This is a genomic window from Sporosarcina contaminans (assembly GCF_042679045.1).
GTDB lineage: Bacteria > Bacillota > Bacilli > Bacillales_A > Planococcaceae > Sporosarcina > Sporosarcina contaminans.
Genome location: NZ_JBHTLT010000031.1, coordinates 1 through 19,576, shown reverse-complemented (window position 1 = coordinate 19,576; position 19,576 = coordinate 1). Strand labels below are relative to the sequence as shown.

Sequence of the window (19,576 nt, the reverse complement as noted above, 5' to 3'; positions counted from 1 at the left end):
TCTGTTCGCTTATGACATGGCCAACAAGCAAAGCGCGTTAGCTTGATTATACAAATAGCTATGACTCTCAATTTAATGTGTCCAATTTCTTGACATAGTATCAAAGTTACACATTTGCGACAGACGACATTTCAATCCACACTCCCAATACAGGGAGTGACCGTACAGGATTTTGTTACGCGTGGTATGGACGTTCAATTTCAATCCACACTCCCAATACAGGGAGTGACTCTATGCCTAAAAATAAAGGAGTGAGTGGTGATGTATTTCAATCCACACTCCCAATACAGGGAGTGACACGAGTTGCGTTGCGCGTTTCGAGCGGCCTTTCGTATTTCAATCCACACTCCCAATACAGGGAGTGACGAGCCCTCCTTGTTCAGTCCACCAACCAGCGTTATTTCAATCCACACTCCCAATACAGGGAGTGACGAGTGGACGTTGAATCCGCAGTCGCAGCCGGATATTATTTCAATCCACACTCCCAATACAGGGAGTGACTCTACGAAAGCAGGATGGATTTCTCCTGATTTTCTTATTTCAATCCACACTCCCAATACAGGGAGTGACGATCTACGCAATCGCGTGGAAGTTTGGGCAAATGTATTTCAATCCACACTCCCAATACAGGGAGTGACGCTTTTCTTGAATTCAATCTCGAACGCTCAAAGAGAATTTCAATCCACACTCCCAATACAGGGAGTGACCGCCGTCATTCGTCTTTAATGCATAGTCGTTATAATTTCAATCCACACTCCCAATACAGGGAGTGACCGCAAAGTATTGTATCTGCATTATACTACAATCTACATATTGTGTCGCCATATCACTGCATGGTCAATTTCCCACAAATTAATCACCAAGTTAGGATGTTTCAGTCGCTTTTTTGCGCGAACCTCCTTATGTTTTCATGTGCACTATGGGTTCGCGCAATCTTTATTGACTTTGATCTCCATTATATATACGAGCTTTGCATAATTTTTTGCTGTATATAAACATTTATCGAAATTTAGAGGCTACTGATGCCTATTATGACGAATGCTGGTATATTCAGATGTATTGGCTTTAAGGATCTTTTTAATTGACTATGAAACATAGACATTGAGGAGGTGTTAATCATAAAATAATTGCACATTCTACCACCCCAAATTTATATCGTTCACGTTTAACATGCCCACAGCTTATTCCATTTTCTTTTCAATACAACAGTTAATAGGATAACCATTCGAATAATTTTTGGCATTTCTAAAAAACCGCCAGCATGTTCTTAATATGCCGGCGGTTTACCAGTTTACTTCATTTCATTTTTTAATAGCCAATTTGCCCTTTTAATAATTCCTTCAGACAATGCTTGTACATCAGGAATTATATTTGAGCCGCTTGGATTCGCTTCTATTAATTTTAAGTTGTTATTGTCGTCAACAGCAAATGTCATTGAAAGTGTAGAAACAGAGTCACCAAGCGCAATTCGAAGAGAAGAAGCTACATTATTAGATAGATTCTCCATCTCTGTCAATATATTTTCAACACTATTTTCTTCTATTATCGATTGGAGGTAGGAGGATAAATCCTCTTCTTTTATAATCTTGCCACTCTCTTCTCTTGCATAAACAGTTAACAACTCCCACTGCTGTTCTTCAACCAACATTATGTCAGTGTTCAAAGTGAAATGTTGTTCATTTAGAGTAGAGCGGGGATCTTCATGTAAAATGTAACGATGTTCTTTGAGATCTTCCCGCAACTTATTCAGCAGCTGAAGTCCATTATATTCTATCTCTTTTCCTTTTTCAGTTACAATATACTTACTTTGGGAAATTTGATTTATATGAATCTGCCCCATTAAATCCCAGTCATTTCTTTTCAAAAATACTTTTTTGGAAATTTCAAGGGCACTGAAAATGTCTCTTGTTCTCTCAACTTCTTTTAATGAAATTAATATTCCACTTAACTCCTCAATATTACTTAAAGCTTCATGGATATTTGACCTTGATTGAAGGCATACTGGCCATTCATTCGTAAAAGGAATATCGGATAATTCTTCATATATCCAATTAGCATCCGAATCGCCGCGAAGTTTTAAGCGATCAAATATAACATCGGGATATTCTGCAATCTTTTGTATCCACTCACCATTTTCATATACTAATCCTTTTATTAGCATATAATCATAGTCAATATCCTTTGGTTTGAATATATACAATGACAAGTCATTTTCTTCAGCTTCTTCGGCCATTTTTCTCATAAAAACGTCATCCGTTACTTTTCCGGAAAGTACTCCAATAACTTTTTTGTTACTTGTCTGATGAAGTGGTAAGCGACTTAAGTTTGACTGGAACATTCCAGTTTGTGACTTTCTAACATTATCACTATAAAAGATTCCATTTTCAGCAATATATTTCGCATAAGCAATTGTATTGACCGCACGCTTTTCTTCATGAAAAAACGTTTGAGGTCCGTTATTCGCTTCATGCATCCAGTACTTGCCGTTTTCATCAATTGCAAGGTCAATACCCAATTCATCTAATGCGAAGCCATATATCTTATCAAGATGCATAGCAATTTCTATAGATAGCCTTAATATATCCTTCTCATACTTTTGACCATTTTCATCAAATTCTCTCATCATAAATTCATGAAAATCATCAACGCGACCTTCGTTTACAACGTTACTCAAATTACTTTTTTTACTACCAACCCGTGGATATATATGTGTAAGTATCCATTATCCGTTTCCATCTTTTTGGACGTGAGCTCTGAAGTGGTATGGCTCATTCGCTTTCGTTCTTGTATGCACATAGCGTTGAACAATATAACTTCCCTTCTCCTCTAAAATAATCTTTTCCAACCATTCATCAAACATTTCTTTATGCATAATTTGTTCTTTTTTATGTTCTAATACAGAATATCTTTGTCCTTTTTTTGTAACAAAGAAAATATTTTCGCCACGGTTACTTTGCAATGCTTTGAATACTGTCTTGTTATTTTTTTCAATAAAGTCGTGAATCTGTTCTTTACTCATACAAATTCTAAACGGCACGAGTAATTCAGCATATTTTCGGTTCTCCAACATTCTTTTTGGCAAAGAAACTTTATTCCCTACATGGAAGCTTGTAAAAGGGATCATTCTTCTCAACTTTCGTTCTACGTGGGAACGTTTACCCGCTCCTACGTTATTGATCACGTCAGGAAATTTAGATTGAATTCGCTCCCATTTTCCATTTACATATCGATCTGCTGTTATTTCTTTTTTTTCAAAATCAGCGTCTTTTGAGGTGAAAAAAAGCAGCTCAGTCTGTTGCTTTTCACTTTCGGAAATAAGTGCTTTTACCCTTGGTTCTGGATAGAAATCTCTAGGGTTTCCAAATGAATGAAATACCCCAATTACAATTTTTTTATCATCTTTTTTATTTTGTTTAGCCTCTATTATTTTACTTACATTATTTAATGCAGGTAAAAAAGAAAATTGAATAATCTCATGCACTTTTAAAAGATTATTTTGCTCGAAAAAGCTTCCCATTTCAATAATGTTCTTTTCAATTTGCATCTTTTTTATCATTAATTCTTCATCTTCAAAATGATTGATAATTCCAGTGACTGCTTGAAATCCTTCGATGATGGAACTAAACGTATACAAGCCTTTAGAGAATTCTCTTTGCTTCGTTAGAAGAAGGAGGTGCTCTGTAGCCTCCACCAATGTTTTAATTATATTATCAACCTGCGTAATTTGTTGCTCTGTCAATTTTATCAAACTCGACACTCCTAATGATTCAATCTATCGATCCATCTATTTATATCGGTCATAATATTAAATTATTAAGTTTTTATCTTTTATCCCTTATCAATGTTTTCATTCGTATGCTTTTCACCTAAAACTAAAAAACGCATTTCCTCTTCGGGTATTTTATTAAACTCTCTACGTTTTATTAAATAAAAAATCAAACCAATAATCGTCCAGATTAATAAAGAGATTCTCGATTCAACTCCTAAAAATGCTGGAGAAGCAGGGATTAGCAACAATGCTATAAAGCAAAGGCTTAATATGCTTCCTAAAAGTGCGATTATCTTTTTAATAGGAGCTATACTAATAGCTTTTGTATCTTTATGACTCCACCCAAATAATTTATAGGCCGTAAAACACGTATAAAAATATGCAATTGATACTCCTATCGAAGACATATCTACAACCCATAATAAAGCTGCTCTACCAAACCAAGGCGCTGACAATGCAATGAGAACTGTAAACAAGATGCTAATATACGGTGTATTATATTTGCTATGTAATTTTGAAAAAGCTTTTGGTAATACTTTCGCTCTTGACATTCCAAATAACAAACGACTTGCAGAAACAATAAATCCGTTTAAACCAGTGAATATCCCCATGCTTAATGCCACTATGAGCAAAATCATTCCAAAGCTACCCAAGGCAGTCTTTACTGCCTCACCGGTACCCCAAATATGTCCTTCTCCAGCAAGCTGAAGCCATGGTTGTGCAATCGCTGTTACATAGATCATTAGAATATATAAAGCGGCAGCAGATAGAAGAGCAAAAATGATTAGCCTAAATGCTTTTTGTGAAGAGAAATTAAATTCTTCAGCGACTTGTGGTACATTATCAAAACCAACAAAAGCCCAAGGTGCAATTGCAACAATTGATAGTACTGCTGCTAACGTTGTATGTTGCGGGCTAAATAACGGGTTCATATTACTGATGCTTGCTTGGGGAGAATATCCCATCAATAATGCTAACACTACGACACTACCTATCATTACTAAACAAAAAATAAATTGTAAGCGTCCAGAAGTTTCTGCCCCTCTTATATTGAAATATGCGAACAAAAGCAAAGAAATAGTGGCGACCAATACCTCGGTCATATATACATTCCATCCCGCTACTTCATATAAATAGATTTGATTCATTAAAGTCGGGGAGATAAACTTGAACATAAGCGCAAAAGCAGAAGCATTTAAAGCAACAATACATATATAACCAAGGGTCAAAAACCAACCACCGAAGAATGCATGGGTTCGTCCGAAACCAATATAGGCATAAGCGAACTCTCCTCCCGAAACGGGGTATTCTTTTATTAAGAAACCATAACTAACTGCAATAATGACCATAAGCAACGCACCAATTAAAAAACCTAACATAACTCCCAATGGGCCGGCTGTTTCCATCCAGGTAACTGGCTGGACAAAAGCTCCCCAACCAATTGATGAGCCTAATGCAATAGCCCATACCCAGTGGGGTTTCAGCGCTTTTCCGAGAGTTTTTCTATTTTCACCCATAACATCCTCCTAATTTAAATAAAATGTAAACTTTAAAGTTAGATATCTTTTATGTAAAACTAATTAGAACATGTAGTTTATATCGGTTAACTTCTAATAAGATGTAATAAATTTTTTTCTTTTATATAAAAAGGCGTTGTTCGAGTATTATTCGCCATTATTTCTTGTGATATAATCAGGAAGTTTTATGTAAAAAATTTTTAGTACTCTTTATAGATCAACTAAAAAACCACGATCCGGAAAAGGATCGTGGTTTTTTAACCAATATTAGCGAAGAAGTTGAAGTACGCCTTGTGGTTGTTGGTTAGCTTGCGCAAGCATTGCTTGTGCAGCTTGAGTAAGAATGTTGTTCTTTGTGAACTCCATCATTTCTTTTGCCATGTCAACGTCTCTGATACGTGACTCAGCTGCTGTCAAGTTTTCAGAAGAAGTACCAAGGTTGTTGATTGTGTGCTCTAAACGGTTTTGCATTGCACCTAATTTAGAACGTTCAGCAGAGACTTTTTCAATTGCATCGTTAATTGTAGTAATAGCCTCGTCTGCTCCTTCTTGAGTCATGATGCCGCCTTCTGCTCCTTCTTCATCTACATTTTCTACAGATAAACTTGCAATATTCAAGCCTTCTTCTGAAGTACCCATATTACCAATAGACAATTCAATAGATTGTCCCTCATTTGCTCCAATATGGAATTTAGCAGAAAAGTCACCTTTAAGAAGGTCTTTAGTATTGAACTGAGTATCATTGGAAATTCTATCAATCTCTTCCAACAACTGGTTCATTTCCTTTTGTAATTCTTTACGGTCAACGTTATTATTAGTATCGTTCGAGGATTGTACCGCAAGCTCACGCATACGTTGAAGGATTGCATGAGTTTCGTTCAATGCACCTTCAGCTGTTTGGATCAAAGAGATACCGTCTTGAGCGTTTTTAGAAGCCATATCCAAACCACGAATTTGACCACGCATTTTTTCGGAGATTGCTAAACCTGCTGCGTCGTCTCCTGCACGGTTGATTTTAAGACCAGATGAAAGTTTTTCTAAGTTTTTAGAAGCGTTTGTGTTGTTTGCTCCAAGTTGGCGGTGTGTGTTAAGTGCCGCAATGTTATGATTGATAATCATTGTGATTTCCTCCTTGAGTGTTTGTTTAGTTCACGTCCTTGTGAACATTTTTTATGCTCACGGCGAGGAGCCGGCCGAACTCTCTGCCGCTTACAATTCTATTATCGGATAAGTAGGTTATGTGTTTAGCGTTTTTTGAAAGATTTTTTGTTTTTATGGAGAATATGTTGGAAAGCTGCACTTGAGAAGTTTTTTCGTGGAGAATAATTGGATGTTTTAGTAGGCTACAGACACAATTCATCGTATCCAATGAAATGTGTCTGGTCCAGATTTTTAATCTTTTTTAATAAGCTGTGAAAATAGACTCCTGTCGAGTGTAATGGCTTCCGCATTTGTTTCGGAAATGGATTTCACCAATTCTCCTCGTAAAATATCGACATTTTTCGGGGCTTCAATACCGAGACGTACTGTGTCGCCTTTTACTTCTATTATTTTAATTTCGATATCATTACCGATCTTAATTGTTTCATTGCCTTTCCGAGAGAGGACTAACATATTATTTTGCCCCTTTCTCTATCGCATTGCCAATTGGATGGCGGAGATTGAAACGATTATCATTCAAAATCATTTGTTTTGCTTTTCGATTGTTCATTTGAAAAATAAGCGGCGCTTGCAAATTGATTGTCGAGTTTTCAAACGGTTGTTTTAAAGTAAGGACACTTAAAACGAAGATATCTTCCTCTTTTTCAATTTGTAGCGCATCAATTGTCGGTTCATCGATTTCAAATGAGTAATCATCTACATAGGTATATGGATTCGTTACGACAAACGCGACTTCTGATTGGTTGGTTGATTGTAACACTTGAAAAGTAGTATTACCTTCTATAGGAAGCAATACAAATTCATGTTCATTTTCGAAACCGGGAATGCCTTTTGGAAACGTCCATAGTTGATCAGTTGAAATTTCAATATCACCGTGGAATTTTGTTTGGATATTCATTACTTTACTCCTTTTCATTTTAACTTGTTGAGCGATAACGATTTAAATTAGCAAAAAAGAACGAGCGTTGTCTCGTTCTTTTACCATTTAATATCAATTTGGATAGAAGGATATTGCTCCATCACACCAGATACTTTTCCAGGCGTGTAATGATGGATTGGTTTGTTTATTTGCACGTCCAATATCGGTCTTTGAGGTGTTGCGTTAATCTCCAAAGTTCCTTGTTGGAAAGACATTTGGATTTTCGTTCTGTCTCCTACAAAACGGATGCCCAGTGGAGCTGGAGCAGGAGTTGTTTGCTGGCGGATTATGTCCACTATTGCGTTTCCACCATTTTCAATTTGCATCATTTGCTGACCTTCTTGTGCTCTTCTTGCGATGCCTTCCATTGCGCCTTGTCTTCCATACTGTGCATTTTCATCGCCGCGGCGCAGCGGGCCTTTTAAGTCGATGTCTGCACGAACTTCAGATGTATCAATGGACAGTTGCGGTCTCGTTGTTGACATTTCAAGGATGGCTGCTGGCTGTTCTTGGTTCATCGTCGCTTTTGGCTGTTCAATCTCCTGAATTGGCTTGTCAATTAGCAAGCCTAAAATGCCTTTTGTTGTTTGAATTTGAAGCTGTGGGATATTCATACGAATCACCTTATCGTTAAATGGAGTTAGACACCGAGTTGCCTAACTCCATAAATGTTTTATCTGAGGAAATCGACTAATGACGGTTGGATAATTCGTGCTCCAACAGATAGAGCGACACGGTGGACTGATTCTTGTGTAATCATTTCCGTTATAACTTGCTCAATGTCAATGTCTTCGTTTTCGGACATTTGTTTTTTGGAAATGACCTCTTGAGTGTCAAGACGATGTTCCATCATTTCTGCACGATTTTGGCGGGCACCGATATCTGCGCGGGCTTCTAACACTGCGTTTTGTTGTTTGTCGATGTCCGTTAAGAAGCTGCTAATTTCTTCACCCGTCGGATCATCTGCAGGTGTTCCATCTGCGTTTAGTTTATCGATTTTGTTTATAATACTCTCCATCATTTCATCGATATTCGAAAAAAGCTCATTTCCGTTCGTGTTCACTTTAAGTTGAACTCCATCGAAGACTCCAATCGTAACATCATTACCCAATCCAGGATAATCAGCCGGATCAACCATTTCTCCATCGACAAAAAGCGGTGTTCCTGTATTCGTTCCTGAGAATAGGTGCTTGTCCCCAACTTTCGTATTCGCCAAATCTTGGATTTGCGTACGTAATTGTTTAATCTCTTCTAATATCTTTTCACGATCATCTTGCGTTTTTGTATCGTTCGAAGCATCGACTACTAATTCTTGAAGTCGTTTTAATGCTTCTCCGACTTGGTCAAGCGCATCATCAGACGTATCAAGCCAGTTGTGTACTTCGCCGAGATTGCGTTGATATTGTTCAACCTTGTCCACTTGCATTCGGAAAGCCATGCCTTTCATCGCAACGACAGGGTCATCGGATGGCCGATTAACCTTTTTTTGAGTAGTTAGCTGGTCTTGCAATCGACCCATTTTCGAATAACTATTTGATAAGTTTCGAAGCATATTATTTGAAAGCATTGATTGTGTTACACGCACTTAATGATTTCCCCTTTCTTATCTTCCGACTACACCCATGCCGTTAATGATTTTATCTAATGTTTCGTCAATCACTGTAATCATTCTTGCGGAAGCATTATACGCTTGCTGGAATTGAATCATATTTGTCATTTCCTCATCTAATGATACTGAACTGATGGATGCGCGACGATGCTCGACAGCTCCTAAAAGCGTTGCTGTATTGTATGTCATTTTAGCTGCTTGCTGACCGTCTACGCCCAACTGGCCGATTAAACCTTGGAAGTAGGATTGAACGGTCGCATTATCCAACCCAGTTAACTCATCGAATTGCATTCCGGCTAATCTTTTGGCATTGTTGCCGTTCCCTTCTTCTTTAATCGGATCATCCGAATCAGGATCAGCGTTAGACGCCGCAATCAGAGAAGGATCTTTTTGAATTGCTTCATTTACAGTAATATTGCCTGCAGTAATCTCGCTGCCATCCGTAGAAGTAAAGAAATCATCGCCTTTGTTGCCGTTTAAATCTCTTCCACCTCTATGAATATCATTAAAAGCATTAGCAAACTCTTGAGCCATCCGATTCAACTGCTCAAGCATATCAGGATATAAACCTTCCGGACCGTCTGTTCCGCTTACTCCAAATGAATTCATCAACGATTTCATTTTTCCATTATCAAGCAAATTACTATGGTTAACTTCTAAAGAAGTTCCGTTTGGTCTAGTGATTCTCAAACCATCGATGCCTTCCTGCGCTGACAAAGAAGCAGGATTCGTTTCGATTTTCCCCGCACTATTTCCTTGGACTAAATTAACCTTAGATCCATCTTTCATTTTCAAACTAATCGTCGCGCTTCCCTCAGCAATCGCCAATGCACGCCCGCCTGATTTTTCATATGAAACTTCTATTGGGAAGAACTCGGAAAGCTGATCAATCAATATGTCTCGTGCATCATATAGATCGTTCGGCAAGTAGCCGTTTGGTTCTACTTCCGAAATTTGACGGTTTAAGTCTGCAATTTGCTTCAGCAATGAATTAACGTCTTTTGCTCCTATTTCAATTTCTTGACCGATATTCGTTTGAATTTCCGTCAAAGAATTGTACATGTATTTAAAGGAATCTGCGACTGCCATTCCGCGCTGATTAACGACTTTTCTTGCCCCGCCGTTTTCAGGATTGACGGAAAGGTCCTCAAGTGATTGCCAAAACTCGCTAAGTGATTTTTGGAGACCATATTGGGAAGGCTCTGTCAAAATATCTTCCATTTGCGAAATGGCATTTGACCTTGCTCCCCAATAGCCTAACTTATTCGCTTCCTGTCTGTATTGCTGATCTATAAACGAATCGCGAATTCGTTGGATCGAACCAGCCTCTACACCAGTTCCGAGGAAACCAGGCATCGTTGGCGTGTTCAGACCAACTCCCGGAAAGCCTGGTGTCGCCTGCATGTTGACTCGCTGGCGGGAGTAGCCTAAAGTGTTGGCGTTTGAGATGTTATGTCCAGTAGTATAAAGTGCGGATTGTTGTGTGTAGAGGCCACGTTTATTTGTTTCAAGCCCCATAAATGTTGAGCGCATGTTGTTCCTCCTAAGCTTGTGAATCGAAAGATGGTATGTCTTTCACTTCTTTTTTGCCTTCGATTTCATTCTTTGAGTAGTTTACCGATTCCGGACGTGGACGGACCATGTCCAGCGACAGATTCACGAATTGAAGGGATTGATAGGTTAATTTTTGGTTGAGATCGTTTTGCCATTTCAATTCATGAATCGCATGCAGGAGACGGTCCTTCGCCTCCCTAAGACGTTGTTTGTCCGGTTCGGGTGTCACTTCGATCAGCTCTGATACTGTCGGGTTCATCGGTACGGGACTTCCTTGTCCTTTCATATAGCCGATGACCTTTTGCTGTCGTTCTTTTTCCATTTGTACGATAGCAGCCAAATGGGCCTGTTCTTCTTTTAGTAATGCGTCGATTCCTTGGACATCGCCATTTTTAATGAGTGCTGTCTTGTCATGTGCGATGCGAAGCAGGCTCTTATGCAATTTTTCCAAGTTGTCAAGTATAGACAGGATTGCTTCAATGGACATGCGGATCCCTGCTTTCATTCATAATATTATTTCTTGTAATACTTGATCAGGTTTTCAGCTAATTTCTCTGGCTCTACTTTATATTCACCCGATTTGATTTGAGCTTTTAGTTCTTGGATGCGTTCTTTTCGCTCCGCTGCAAATGTGGAAACTTCTGATAGTTGTTTTGCTTGCGATGAAATTTCCAATTTGTCGCGGTGCATCTTCGTCTGATTATTCGCCTGTTCTGACTTCACCTGGTTTGTACGGTATGGATTGACCGGTGGTATATTAATTTTATTAATTTTCATCATCTCGCTCCTTTCAAAAATTTTTCCCTTGTACCTTATTTCGGTTTAAAATCACGAAGGTTTAGGGTCTTTCGTACGAATTGGGAAATCGGTTCGGTTGGCGGATGAAGTGGGAAGATGGTTTGAATATTGTGTTTAGGTATGTATGCGATGTTGTGTTGCGATTTTTCTACTTGCGTTGCGTGGCCAGTTCATCATTGTGTTGCATACGATCTACATTGCGTTGCAAGACCCGTACGTTTGTGTTGAAAATGATCTACAGCGTGATGCAGGCCCAATACGGTGGGATGCGAGCTTTCTACATTGCGTTGCGAAGTCTTTCCATTGTATAAGATTCATTCAACGCAAAAACCGGCAGTTTAAACTACCGGTTTTTACGCTGTTCAGCGAGATAAGTGCCTCGATCGGATTCTACTACTGCTTCTCGGAATTCTTGTGCTGCTTCGAATGTACGCAAGTCTTTTTTCAAATCTTCGGTGCAACTGTCGCATAGCTTGCCTTTTTGGGTGAGCTTGCCGCAGTTGTCGCATGGGTAGCCTAAGTTTGGGAAGAGGGCTGGTTGCAGTCGGCCTTTTCGTACCCATTTGTGCAACAATTCCTCCGTTACGCCGGTTGCTTCAACGATTCTTTCGATTGTTGCTGCACGGTTTTCACGCCTTCTAAGGAAACGATATACTTCTTCGTACATTTTTTCTTCATCGCGAGCACATTTAGCGCAAACATCGCGAATCCCTGTGTAGTTGAAAAACTCTCCGCAAGTTGGACAATTTCGTAACTCTGCCATAATGTATCCTCCTATTGATTCATTGTTTCAGCTCGGATCAGTGTGACGGCTTCCACTTTTTTCGCTCCCGCCTCTTTCAAAAGAGCGGCTGCTTGGTTCAACGTCGTGCCAGTTGTATAAATGTCGTCTATGAGTATGTAATGTTGATTGTTTAATTCAATACCCGGTTTGATCTTAAATAACGGCTTCATGGCGAGCCGCTCTTCTTTTGACTTTTCTCCCATTACTTCTGTGCTGACTTTTTCAAGCAAATGAATGAACGGGATGTTCGCTGCTTTAAGCAGTTCGTCTACATGCGCAAATGTGCGTTCAATTTTTTTCGCTGGATGCATCGGGATCGGAACGATAATTACTTCTTTTTCAATGAGTACACTTTTTAAATCATGCGCGAAGACATGTGCCAATGCGATATCCTGCAGAAATTTGTATTGATGGAGAAATTCTCGCATCGCTTCGTTGTATGTATATAAAGAAGTAATTTTGTCAATCGTTTCCCCTTCTTCTATTATGTCGGCGCGTTCAAACTGTTTTGAACAGTCATTGCAAAGATTTATTGTTTTTTTAATACCGATTAAATCTTGCCACCCAATTGAACTTTCTAACGTTTGATCACAAAGTAGGCATACGCTCATACTCTTACGCCTCCCCGGTTCAATTTTTCGATTTCCCTTTTCGCTTCATCCATTGCATAGGTGATTCCGTTATGGAAAAGTACAAATTCTCCGTCCGGGAATTTGACAGCTCGGCCAACTCTCCCGCCAATTTGAATGAGTGCTCCTTTATCGAAGATTTTCTGTTCAGCTCCTACAACTGCCACTTGGATGTTTGGAATTGTAATGCCTCGTTCCAAAATTGTAGTCGTTAGCAACCCGGGAAGCTCTTCATTGCGAAGCGCTTGAACATGTTTTTTCCGTTCCGGGTGCGCGGCATGAACTGAGCGGATCCGCTCATCTAATTTTTTGAACAACGGCTCTGCCATTTCCATTAAACCGATGTTGTGGAAGAAAATGAGGAACGGTTCTCGTTTTTCAAGACGTTCCATTGTCCAATTGTTCAACTTTTTCGGCAGTCTCCCTTTGCGAATCTGCTTTTCATAGTTCCATAAAGAAATAAATCGTGGAAGAGGCAATGGATGTCCGTGGTATCGGCGGTTGATTGTCGTGACGGTACCTGTCCTTCTGATTTCATTAATGAGCTGATCCGTAGGGGTTGCTGTAACAAAATGGATCGGCGCATTACGTTTGGCCGCTTTTCGGACAGCTTTGCGCAACGTTTCGTCAGCTGTGTATGGAAATGCATCCGCCTCATCAACAAAAATAACATCAAATGCATGGCGGAAACGGTAAAGTTGGTGAGTTGTCGCCAAAATGAGCTGCGCTGCTTCACCTGTCAATTCTGCTCCGCCATATAATGCCTCGATCGATGTTAGGGGAAATGCTTGCTTAAGCCGGGGCTCTAATTCAAGAATGACATCTACGCGGGGAGCTGCTATGCAAATCCGTTTTCCTTCCGTTAGCGCTTTGTGAATTGGCTCGAACAGCATTTCAGTCTTTCCAGAACCGCAAACTGCATAAATTAAATGCGGCTTCCGTTTTTCCGTGCTGATCGTTAAATCGTCCGCTGCTTGCTGTTGGGCAGGAGTCAGTTTTCCTTGCCAAGACATTGCATGTTCAGTCGCAAATTCAATCGGATCGCCGTTCCAAACAATCAACTCTGTGCAAGAAGATACCCTTCCCATCTTCAAACATTGTCTACAATATGTACATGGACCTTCGCATTTAGCACAATGGAATGTCGTGAAGCGGGATGGATCTTTATTTTCGCATCTATTGCAAAAGTGGCTTGTTTGATTCACCATGCCTTTATTCGTAACGATGCCTTTAATCGTTTTGATATGCCCAGCTTCGATATGTTCATCGATCATTTCACGCACAAAAGGAGTGTGCATGCGCAACCAAATACGTCCGCTCAAGAAATCCCTCAATGCGGTGTCGAATGGTTTTGACATAAGCAACACTCCTTTCGGTTTGTTATTTATTTCATCATCAATTTGCCACGTCTATATCTTCGAGGGGCAGCTGCTCGGGTCGTTTGGGCCTGCACAACGCAAGTCATGCAGGCGTTGTCGCAGAACGCGATGGTTTTAGACTGCCTTCCTTTTCATAAGGCAAAAAGCGCCTTATGTTTAGGCTCTCCGACATACAGGACGTATTAGTGCCGACGTTGCCGCAGGACGCGGTGTTCTTAATCGGCCAGCGCCTGTCGAGGCTGAACGTCGCCCTACGCTTTTGGGATCATCCAGACTCCGAGGGGCAGCTCCTCGGGTCGTTTCAGATAGGAAGCTAAGGCAAAGAGCGCCTTAGTTTCCTATCTTCCAACATACAGGACGTATTAGTGCCGACGTTGCCGCAGGACGCGGCGCTCTTAGTCGGCCAACGCCTGTCGGAGCTAAACGCCTCCTTACGCTTTTGGGATCATCCAGCTCCGGGCGGCAGCTCCTCGGGTCGTTTCAGATAGGAAGCTAAGGCAAAGAGCGCCTTAGTTTCCTATCTTCCAACGCCTGTCGGAGCTAAACGCCTCCTTACGCTTTTGGGATCATCCAGCTCCGAACGCCAGCCTCTCGGGTCGTTTCGGTCTTGAAGCATAAGGCAAAAAGCGCCTTATGTTCAAGCCCTCCAACGCCTGTCGAGGCTAAACGGCGTTCTACGCTTTTGTTTGTACCCATCCAAGTCCCATCGAACCCTCACCTAAATGTGTTCCGATTACTGGGCCGAAGTGGCTGATTGTAAATTGTACGTTTGGCAGTTGTGCGGACAATTCGTTTTTCCACGCTTCTGCTTCTTCGGGCTGGTTGGCGTGGATGATTGCTGCCTCTAACGGCATTTTGGCTGCATCTTCTGTTAGCATATCCGAAATTCGTTTCATCGCTTTTTTGCGTGTACGGATTTTTTCGAATGGTACAATGACTTTGTTCTCGAAGTGCAGAATCGGTTTTACTTGTAGTAGTCCGCCGATGATTGCTTGTGCTCCTGAAAGTCTACCGCCACGTTGTAAATGGGACAGGTCGTCTACCATAAAGTAGGCGCGCATCGTTTTTTTCATTTCATTGAGCTCCGCCATAATCGTTTCAGGAGAGGCTCCTTCTTTCGCCATTTCTGCAGCACGCAAGACGTAAAACCCTTGCATATAGCAAGAAAGCTCCGAATCGAATGTGTATACACCGATCCCCTTTACCATTTCGCCTGCTTGAGTAGCTCCAGCATATGTGCCACTTATACCACTTGATAAATGGATTGAAATGGCTGCATCGTATTCCCCTACAAAAGATTCAAAAAGCTGTGCAAATCGTCCAACTGGCGGTTGGGATGTTTTTGGAAGTGGTCCATCACCACGCACTTTGTCGTAAAACTGTTCCGATGTAATGTCAATTTCCTCTTCATATGCTTGTCCGTCAATAGTTACAGTTAGAGGAACGACATGTATATCCAATTCTTTTATTTTGTCAGCAGGCAAATAGGCCGTGCTGTCAGTGACGATTGTCGTTTTCATTCGTATCAACTCCTGCTTAACATTCTACGTGAAATTGATTGAAATTGGAATGTTGAGCATATCAATGTTTACATTCAGGCTTTTCGCTATAGAGTAAACTATTCGTCTTTATGTAACACAGCATACACCTTAATCCAAAGTTTGTGCCCAGAGGTTCGCCTGACGAGATATTTCACTTAACTTCCGATCCTCAATGCCAATCGTTTTCGCGTGTTTTCGGACATTTTCCCAATCAAAACGTTCCATCGCGATCGCAAGGTCAAGATAAGGCGTCATTTCTGTCTTGCCGCCTTGGAGTGTCATTGCCACTGTTTCTGAAAGTGGGATAAGTGACAAAATTTCTTCATAGCTTCTTCCCATAATGGCATCCATTAAAGAGAACATCCCAGCGAAAAAGTACTCATCCGTATTGTCTTTTCCTTTATGTATCGCTAATAGCTCGCACATTCTTCCTCTCGATAGCGAGAAGGAAACTAATGCTTTAATACGTCCCTCTCCGGATGTCTCACCAATATCTTGCAGCGTTAGGATGCGCATCCATTTCCGCATGCCACGCAATCCGATAATGACAATTGCCTGCTTGATGGAGCGAACTTTTTTCGGAATGCTGAAGTGCATGGAGTTGATGAATCTTAGCAATTTATAGGTTAATGAAATGTCTTGCAAAATCATTCTTGCGATTTCATTTATATTTGGCGTCTCTTCATTTAACTTCTCGATAATTTGCAAATGTAAATTGAAATTCGACGGAATTTCGACCCCTTTAATAATTTCAGGCTTCGAGAAGAAATACCCTTGAAACAGATCATAGCCACTCATCTTTGCTTCTTCGAATTGCTCTTTCGTTTCAATTTTTTCAGCTAACATCCGGATATGCGGGTAGCTTTGAATAAATTTCTCTATGTTCTGGCGCTCATTCTTTTCAACTGCCATATAATCCACTTTTACGAAATCGATTAAATGAAACAATTCAGTATGTATCGCATATTGTTCTTGCATAACAAAGTCATCTAAAGCCAATCGAAACCCTTCTCGTTTTAACTGGCGGATTCTTGTAATAAGTGAAGGGGTTATTTCAACGTCTTCCAATATTTCTATGACGACACATTCCGGATGTAAGCTTGTAAATAGATCTTTCGTTAAAAGCTCGCCGGTAAAGTTAATAAATGATAAAGATTTTCCAACGACCCGGTCGATTCCGATTGACAGAAACGTATTGACGAGCAATTGAATGGTCGCCTTTTCAGGATCTACGTCGGGAAAAACATTTTTTTCGCTATTTCGATAGAGCAGTTCATAGCCGAATACTTGCCCATTCCGATCCAAAATCGGCTGTCTGCCTACGAATATATGAAAACCCATCGCCTCACCCCTTACTGCAATCAGTATAGCAAACACTTATTATTTTTACTATTCTTTTTAAAAGTACTATTTTCATAGCACATACGAGTAAAAAATGATATGTTCGTAGTAACTTCGAAAGACAGGGGGAATCATTTTGAAAACGATTCAATTCGAGCAAAAGGGGCGTATCGCACGTGTAACGCTTAATCGACCAGAGGCGATGAACGCGTTCAACTATGACATGTTGTCCGAATTAGGACAGGTTGTCGAATCCATCCGGATCAATCCTGATATTCGTGTTGTTTTATTCACAGGATCCGGGGAGCGTGCTTTCAGCGTGGGGGCTGACTTAAAAGAACGTAAGACATTGACAGACCAGCAAGTGAAACGGAATATTTATAAAATTGGCGAAGTGTTTACAGCAATTGAACAGTTGCCACAGCCGACGATTGCTCTATTAAACGGCTATGCATTCGGCGGCGGTATGGAATTAGCGCTATCCTGCGATTTCCGTTTTGCGGTAGATACTGCCATCATGGGACTTACAGAAACAGGACTTGCCATTATCCCAGGGGCTGGCGGCACACAAAGATTGCCGAGATTAATTGGCGAAGCGAAAGCTCTTGAATTGATTTTGACAGCTCGCAAGCTAAATGCGGCAGAAGCTTTGCAATACGGTATTTTGACGCAAACTGCTTCTGCTGCTGAAATGGACGATGTGATTGGCCAATTTACTGACACACTGCTATCGAACGGCCCTATTGCATTGCAGCAAGCAAAGTTTGCTATTAAACACGGCATGAACACTGACTTGCAAACAGGGCTCGCGATTGAGCGGAAAGCGTATGAAATAACAATACCGACTGAAGACCGGATCGAAGCACTAACAGCGTTTGCCGAGAAGCGGAAGCCAAAGTTTACAGGGAAATAAAACGTTCATGAGTTTTTCTCTCAACCCTATCATGAAAACTTTATAAATAACGCATAAGCAACTCAGTTCAGCACATAACGATATTCAACAACGAATAACTTGCACTTTAAAACGGCGCATAAACACCTCTTTTTACAAAAAAAAAGAATTATATACGGCATATAAAGCTTATTTTCAATACCGCCAATTGAACTTGTCGTTGTTCAATTGGCAGTTGTCGTTTTTGCAACGAAAAGTAACGCGATCGATGGATTTTATATCGCTATAATTGATCCGTTTGGAAATTCCTTCGTCTCGTCACTTGTTTCGCAACTTCCCATGAGGCGATTAATTGTTGAATGATTTCATCGACATGCGCGATTTTACGATCTGTTTTTGTCAGTTTGACGTTGACGAGGCATTGATTCAAATGGATATAAAGCAGCAAATGCTTTTCGCTGTCTTCTGCGTCATGGTCAATTGTTGTCATGAGCTCGAAAATGAATTGCTGCGCTTTTTGCAATGAATGATCTCGTTGCTCGGCATTGTTCGCTATGATTGCTTCTCCGCATAATTGAACATTTTTTCGCAAGCCATTTAGAAGTAAAATGACATATTCCATCATGGAGAGCGTAGACATGTTTGATTCGCGATAAATCTCGATCGCTTTTTCTATATCTATGATGTTGTTTTCGGTATACAAGCCGAATCACTCCGTTTTGCCTTTTTCTTTTCTATCGGCAAAAAGGGATTCATTTCAATATTTTTCAGTCGATATAAATGTAGAACAACTAGTTGAAAGAAGATTTGGGGTGATTTTATGCGCGTGTTAAGTCAAGAGCATATCTCGTTTTCGACGAACCGCTATCAACGGAATGCCAGCCAGATAGAGAAAAGCTTGCACAAGTTAGGCTCTGGCCTAAAGATTGCAAAAGGCAGCGATAACGCTTCCGGTCTTTCGATCTCAGAGACAATGCGTGCACAAATTCGCGGCATTTCGCGGGCACAAAGTAATATGTTGGATGGCTTGTCCGTTTTGGAATCGGCGAATGAAGGGCTGAATAACGTCAATGGATTGCTGCAAAGAGCGCGGGAGTTAGCTGTCAGCAGTGCCACTGACACGATGACGATGAACGACCGATTGGCAAGCCAGGAAGAGTTGAACAATATTCTTGCTGCGATAGATGATACAGCGGAAAAGTTAGAGTTCAACACGAAGAAGATTTTAGGAGAAGATTCATCTTTAAAGCTGCAAGTCGGCGCCCATTCTGGACAGCAAATGACAATCAATCTATTCGATGTAAGTGCGACAGCTTTAGGGTTGCGCGATCGTGATGGAAATAGCGCTTCATTGGTGCTTCGTGACCAAGCTGAGGCGCTCATAACGAAAGTCGACGATGCAATCAAAAAAGTGTCAGGCTATTTGACAAACATCGGTTCCGACATGGAATCAGTCGAGCATCATTTGGCGAATGCGTCTGTATTTGAGACGAATTTGACGAAGTCGTTGTCATTATTGGAAGATACCGATATGGCGGAAGAAATGATGAATTTTATCAGCTTGGATATTCGGCAGAAGGGCGATCATTTATTGGTTAGCCAAGTGAACCAAAATATTCAAGGGGTTATGTCGTTATTTTCGAAGTGAGGCTGGGACAAAACCCTCCTCTGAAATGAAAAAGC

General features: G+C 40.6%; 18 protein-coding genes, 1 pseudogene and 1 CRISPR repeat array. Of the genes and pseudogenes, 2 read left to right on the top strand and 17 right to left on the bottom strand.

Features of this window, described 5'->3' with window-relative positions; all coding sequences use genetic code 11:
* Nucleotides 1–128 precede the first annotated feature (128 nt).
* A CRISPR array of direct repeats spans nucleotides 129–774; the repeat unit is 33 nt; unit sequence ATTTCAATCCACACTCCCAATACAGGGAGTGAC.
* A gap of 517 nt (nucleotides 775–1,291) precedes the next feature.
* From ACFQ38_RS06700 to ACFQ38_RS06625, 16 genes and pseudogenes are all read right to left on the bottom strand, one after another.
* Nucleotides 1,292–2,161, bottom strand: a complete 870-nt coding sequence (locus ACFQ38_RS06700) for a YheC/YheD family protein (RefSeq protein ID WP_381480147.1) — start codon at nucleotides 2,159–2,161, stop codon at nucleotides 1,292–1,294.
* 246 nt (nucleotides 2,162–2,407) lie between these two features.
* Nucleotides 2,408–3,517 (bottom strand): annotated as a pseudogene (locus ACFQ38_RS06695) (YheC/YheD family protein); the annotation flags it as partial.
* Between the two features lie 311 nt (nucleotides 3,518–3,828).
* On the bottom strand, nucleotides 3,829–5,286 hold the full coding sequence (locus tag ACFQ38_RS06690; RefSeq protein WP_381480146.1) for an APC family permease: 1,458 nt from the start codon (nucleotides 5,284–5,286) through the stop codon (nucleotides 3,829–3,831).
* A gap of 267 nt (nucleotides 5,287–5,553) precedes the next feature.
* On the bottom strand, nucleotides 5,554–6,405 hold the full coding sequence (gene hag / locus ACFQ38_RS06685) for a flagellin Hag (RefSeq protein ID WP_381480145.1): 852 nt from the start codon (nucleotides 6,403–6,405) through the stop codon (nucleotides 5,554–5,556).
* A gap of 273 nt (nucleotides 6,406–6,678) precedes the next feature.
* Nucleotides 6,679–6,900, bottom strand: coding sequence for a carbon storage regulator CsrA (gene csrA / locus ACFQ38_RS06680; RefSeq protein ID WP_381480144.1), 222 nt, complete (start codon nucleotides 6,898–6,900; stop codon nucleotides 6,679–6,681).
* A 1-nt stretch (nucleotide 6,901) separates the two neighbouring features.
* Nucleotides 6,902–7,345: a flagellar assembly protein FliW gene (gene fliW / locus ACFQ38_RS06675; protein ID WP_381480143.1), complete on the bottom strand. Its 444-nt coding sequence runs from the start codon at nucleotides 7,343–7,345 to the stop codon at nucleotides 6,902–6,904.
* An 80-nt stretch (nucleotides 7,346–7,425) separates the two neighbouring features.
* Complete coding sequence (locus tag ACFQ38_RS06670) at nucleotides 7,426–7,980, bottom strand: DUF6470 family protein (RefSeq protein WP_381480142.1); 555 nt, start codon at nucleotides 7,978–7,980, stop codon at nucleotides 7,426–7,428.
* Nucleotides 7,981–8,039: 59 nt separating this feature from the next.
* The gene (flgL, locus tag ACFQ38_RS06665) at nucleotides 8,040–8,951 is read right to left on the bottom strand and encodes a flagellar hook-associated protein FlgL (protein WP_381480141.1); all 912 of its coding nucleotides are present in this window, start codon (nucleotides 8,949–8,951) and stop codon (nucleotides 8,040–8,042) included.
* 18 nt (nucleotides 8,952–8,969) lie between these two features.
* Nucleotides 8,970–10,508: a flagellar hook-associated protein FlgK gene (gene flgK, locus ACFQ38_RS06660; RefSeq protein WP_381480140.1), complete on the bottom strand. Its 1,539-nt coding sequence runs from the start codon at nucleotides 10,506–10,508 to the stop codon at nucleotides 8,970–8,972.
* 10 nt (nucleotides 10,509–10,518) lie between these two features.
* Entirely contained in the window at nucleotides 10,519–11,016 is a 498-nt protein-coding gene (locus ACFQ38_RS06655; RefSeq protein ID WP_381480138.1) for a flagellar protein FlgN, read from the bottom strand.
* 26 nt (nucleotides 11,017–11,042) lie between these two features.
* Complete coding sequence (flgM, locus tag ACFQ38_RS06650) at nucleotides 11,043–11,306, bottom strand: flagellar biosynthesis anti-sigma factor FlgM (protein ID WP_381480137.1); 264 nt, start codon at nucleotides 11,304–11,306, stop codon at nucleotides 11,043–11,045.
* A 364-nt stretch (nucleotides 11,307–11,670) separates the two neighbouring features.
* Nucleotides 11,671–12,090 carry a TIGR03826 family flagellar region protein gene (locus ACFQ38_RS06645; RefSeq protein ID WP_336822027.1) on the bottom strand — a complete coding sequence of 140 codons (420 nt, stop codon included), beginning with the start codon at nucleotides 12,088–12,090 and terminating at the stop codon, nucleotides 11,671–11,673.
* An 11-nt stretch (nucleotides 12,091–12,101) separates the two neighbouring features.
* A complete protein-coding gene (locus ACFQ38_RS06640) occupies nucleotides 12,102–12,722 on the bottom strand; it encodes a ComF family protein (protein WP_381480136.1) in 621 nt (206 codons plus the stop codon).
* Nucleotides 12,719–14,098 carry a DEAD/DEAH box helicase gene (locus ACFQ38_RS06635; protein ID WP_381480135.1) on the bottom strand — a complete coding sequence of 460 codons (1,380 nt, stop codon included), beginning with the start codon at nucleotides 14,096–14,098 and terminating at the stop codon, nucleotides 12,719–12,721. Before ACFQ38_RS06635 ends, ACFQ38_RS06640 begins: the two co-directional genes overlap by 4 nt.
* 695 nt (nucleotides 14,099–14,793) lie before the next feature.
* The gene (locus ACFQ38_RS06630; RefSeq protein ID WP_381480133.1) at nucleotides 14,794–15,639 is read right to left on the bottom strand and encodes a DegV family protein; all 846 of its coding nucleotides are present in this window, start codon (nucleotides 15,637–15,639) and stop codon (nucleotides 14,794–14,796) included.
* Nucleotides 15,640–15,768: 129 nt separating this feature from the next.
* A complete protein-coding gene (locus ACFQ38_RS06625; RefSeq protein ID WP_381480132.1) occupies nucleotides 15,769–17,001 on the bottom strand; it encodes an EAL and HDOD domain-containing protein in 1,233 nt (410 codons plus the stop codon).
* Between the two features lie 136 nt (nucleotides 17,002–17,137).
* Here ACFQ38_RS06625 and ACFQ38_RS06620 point away from each other — a divergent pair, with 136 nt between their 5' ends.
* Nucleotides 17,138–17,914, top strand: coding sequence for an enoyl-CoA hydratase-related protein (locus tag ACFQ38_RS06620; RefSeq protein ID WP_381480131.1), 777 nt, complete (start codon nucleotides 17,138–17,140; stop codon nucleotides 17,912–17,914).
* A 262-nt stretch (nucleotides 17,915–18,176) separates the two neighbouring features.
* Here the strand turns inward: ACFQ38_RS06620 and ACFQ38_RS06615 are convergent, their stop codons facing one another.
* Nucleotides 18,177–18,596, bottom strand: coding sequence for a flagellar protein FliS (locus tag ACFQ38_RS06615; RefSeq protein WP_381480129.1), 420 nt, complete (start codon nucleotides 18,594–18,596; stop codon nucleotides 18,177–18,179).
* A gap of 117 nt (nucleotides 18,597–18,713) precedes the next feature.
* Between ACFQ38_RS06615 and ACFQ38_RS06610 the strand changes: the two genes are divergently transcribed.
* Nucleotides 18,714–19,541, top strand: a complete 828-nt coding sequence (locus ACFQ38_RS06610; RefSeq protein WP_381480128.1) for a flagellin N-terminal helical domain-containing protein — start codon at nucleotides 18,714–18,716, stop codon at nucleotides 19,539–19,541.
* Nucleotides 19,542–19,576 lie beyond the last annotated feature (35 nt).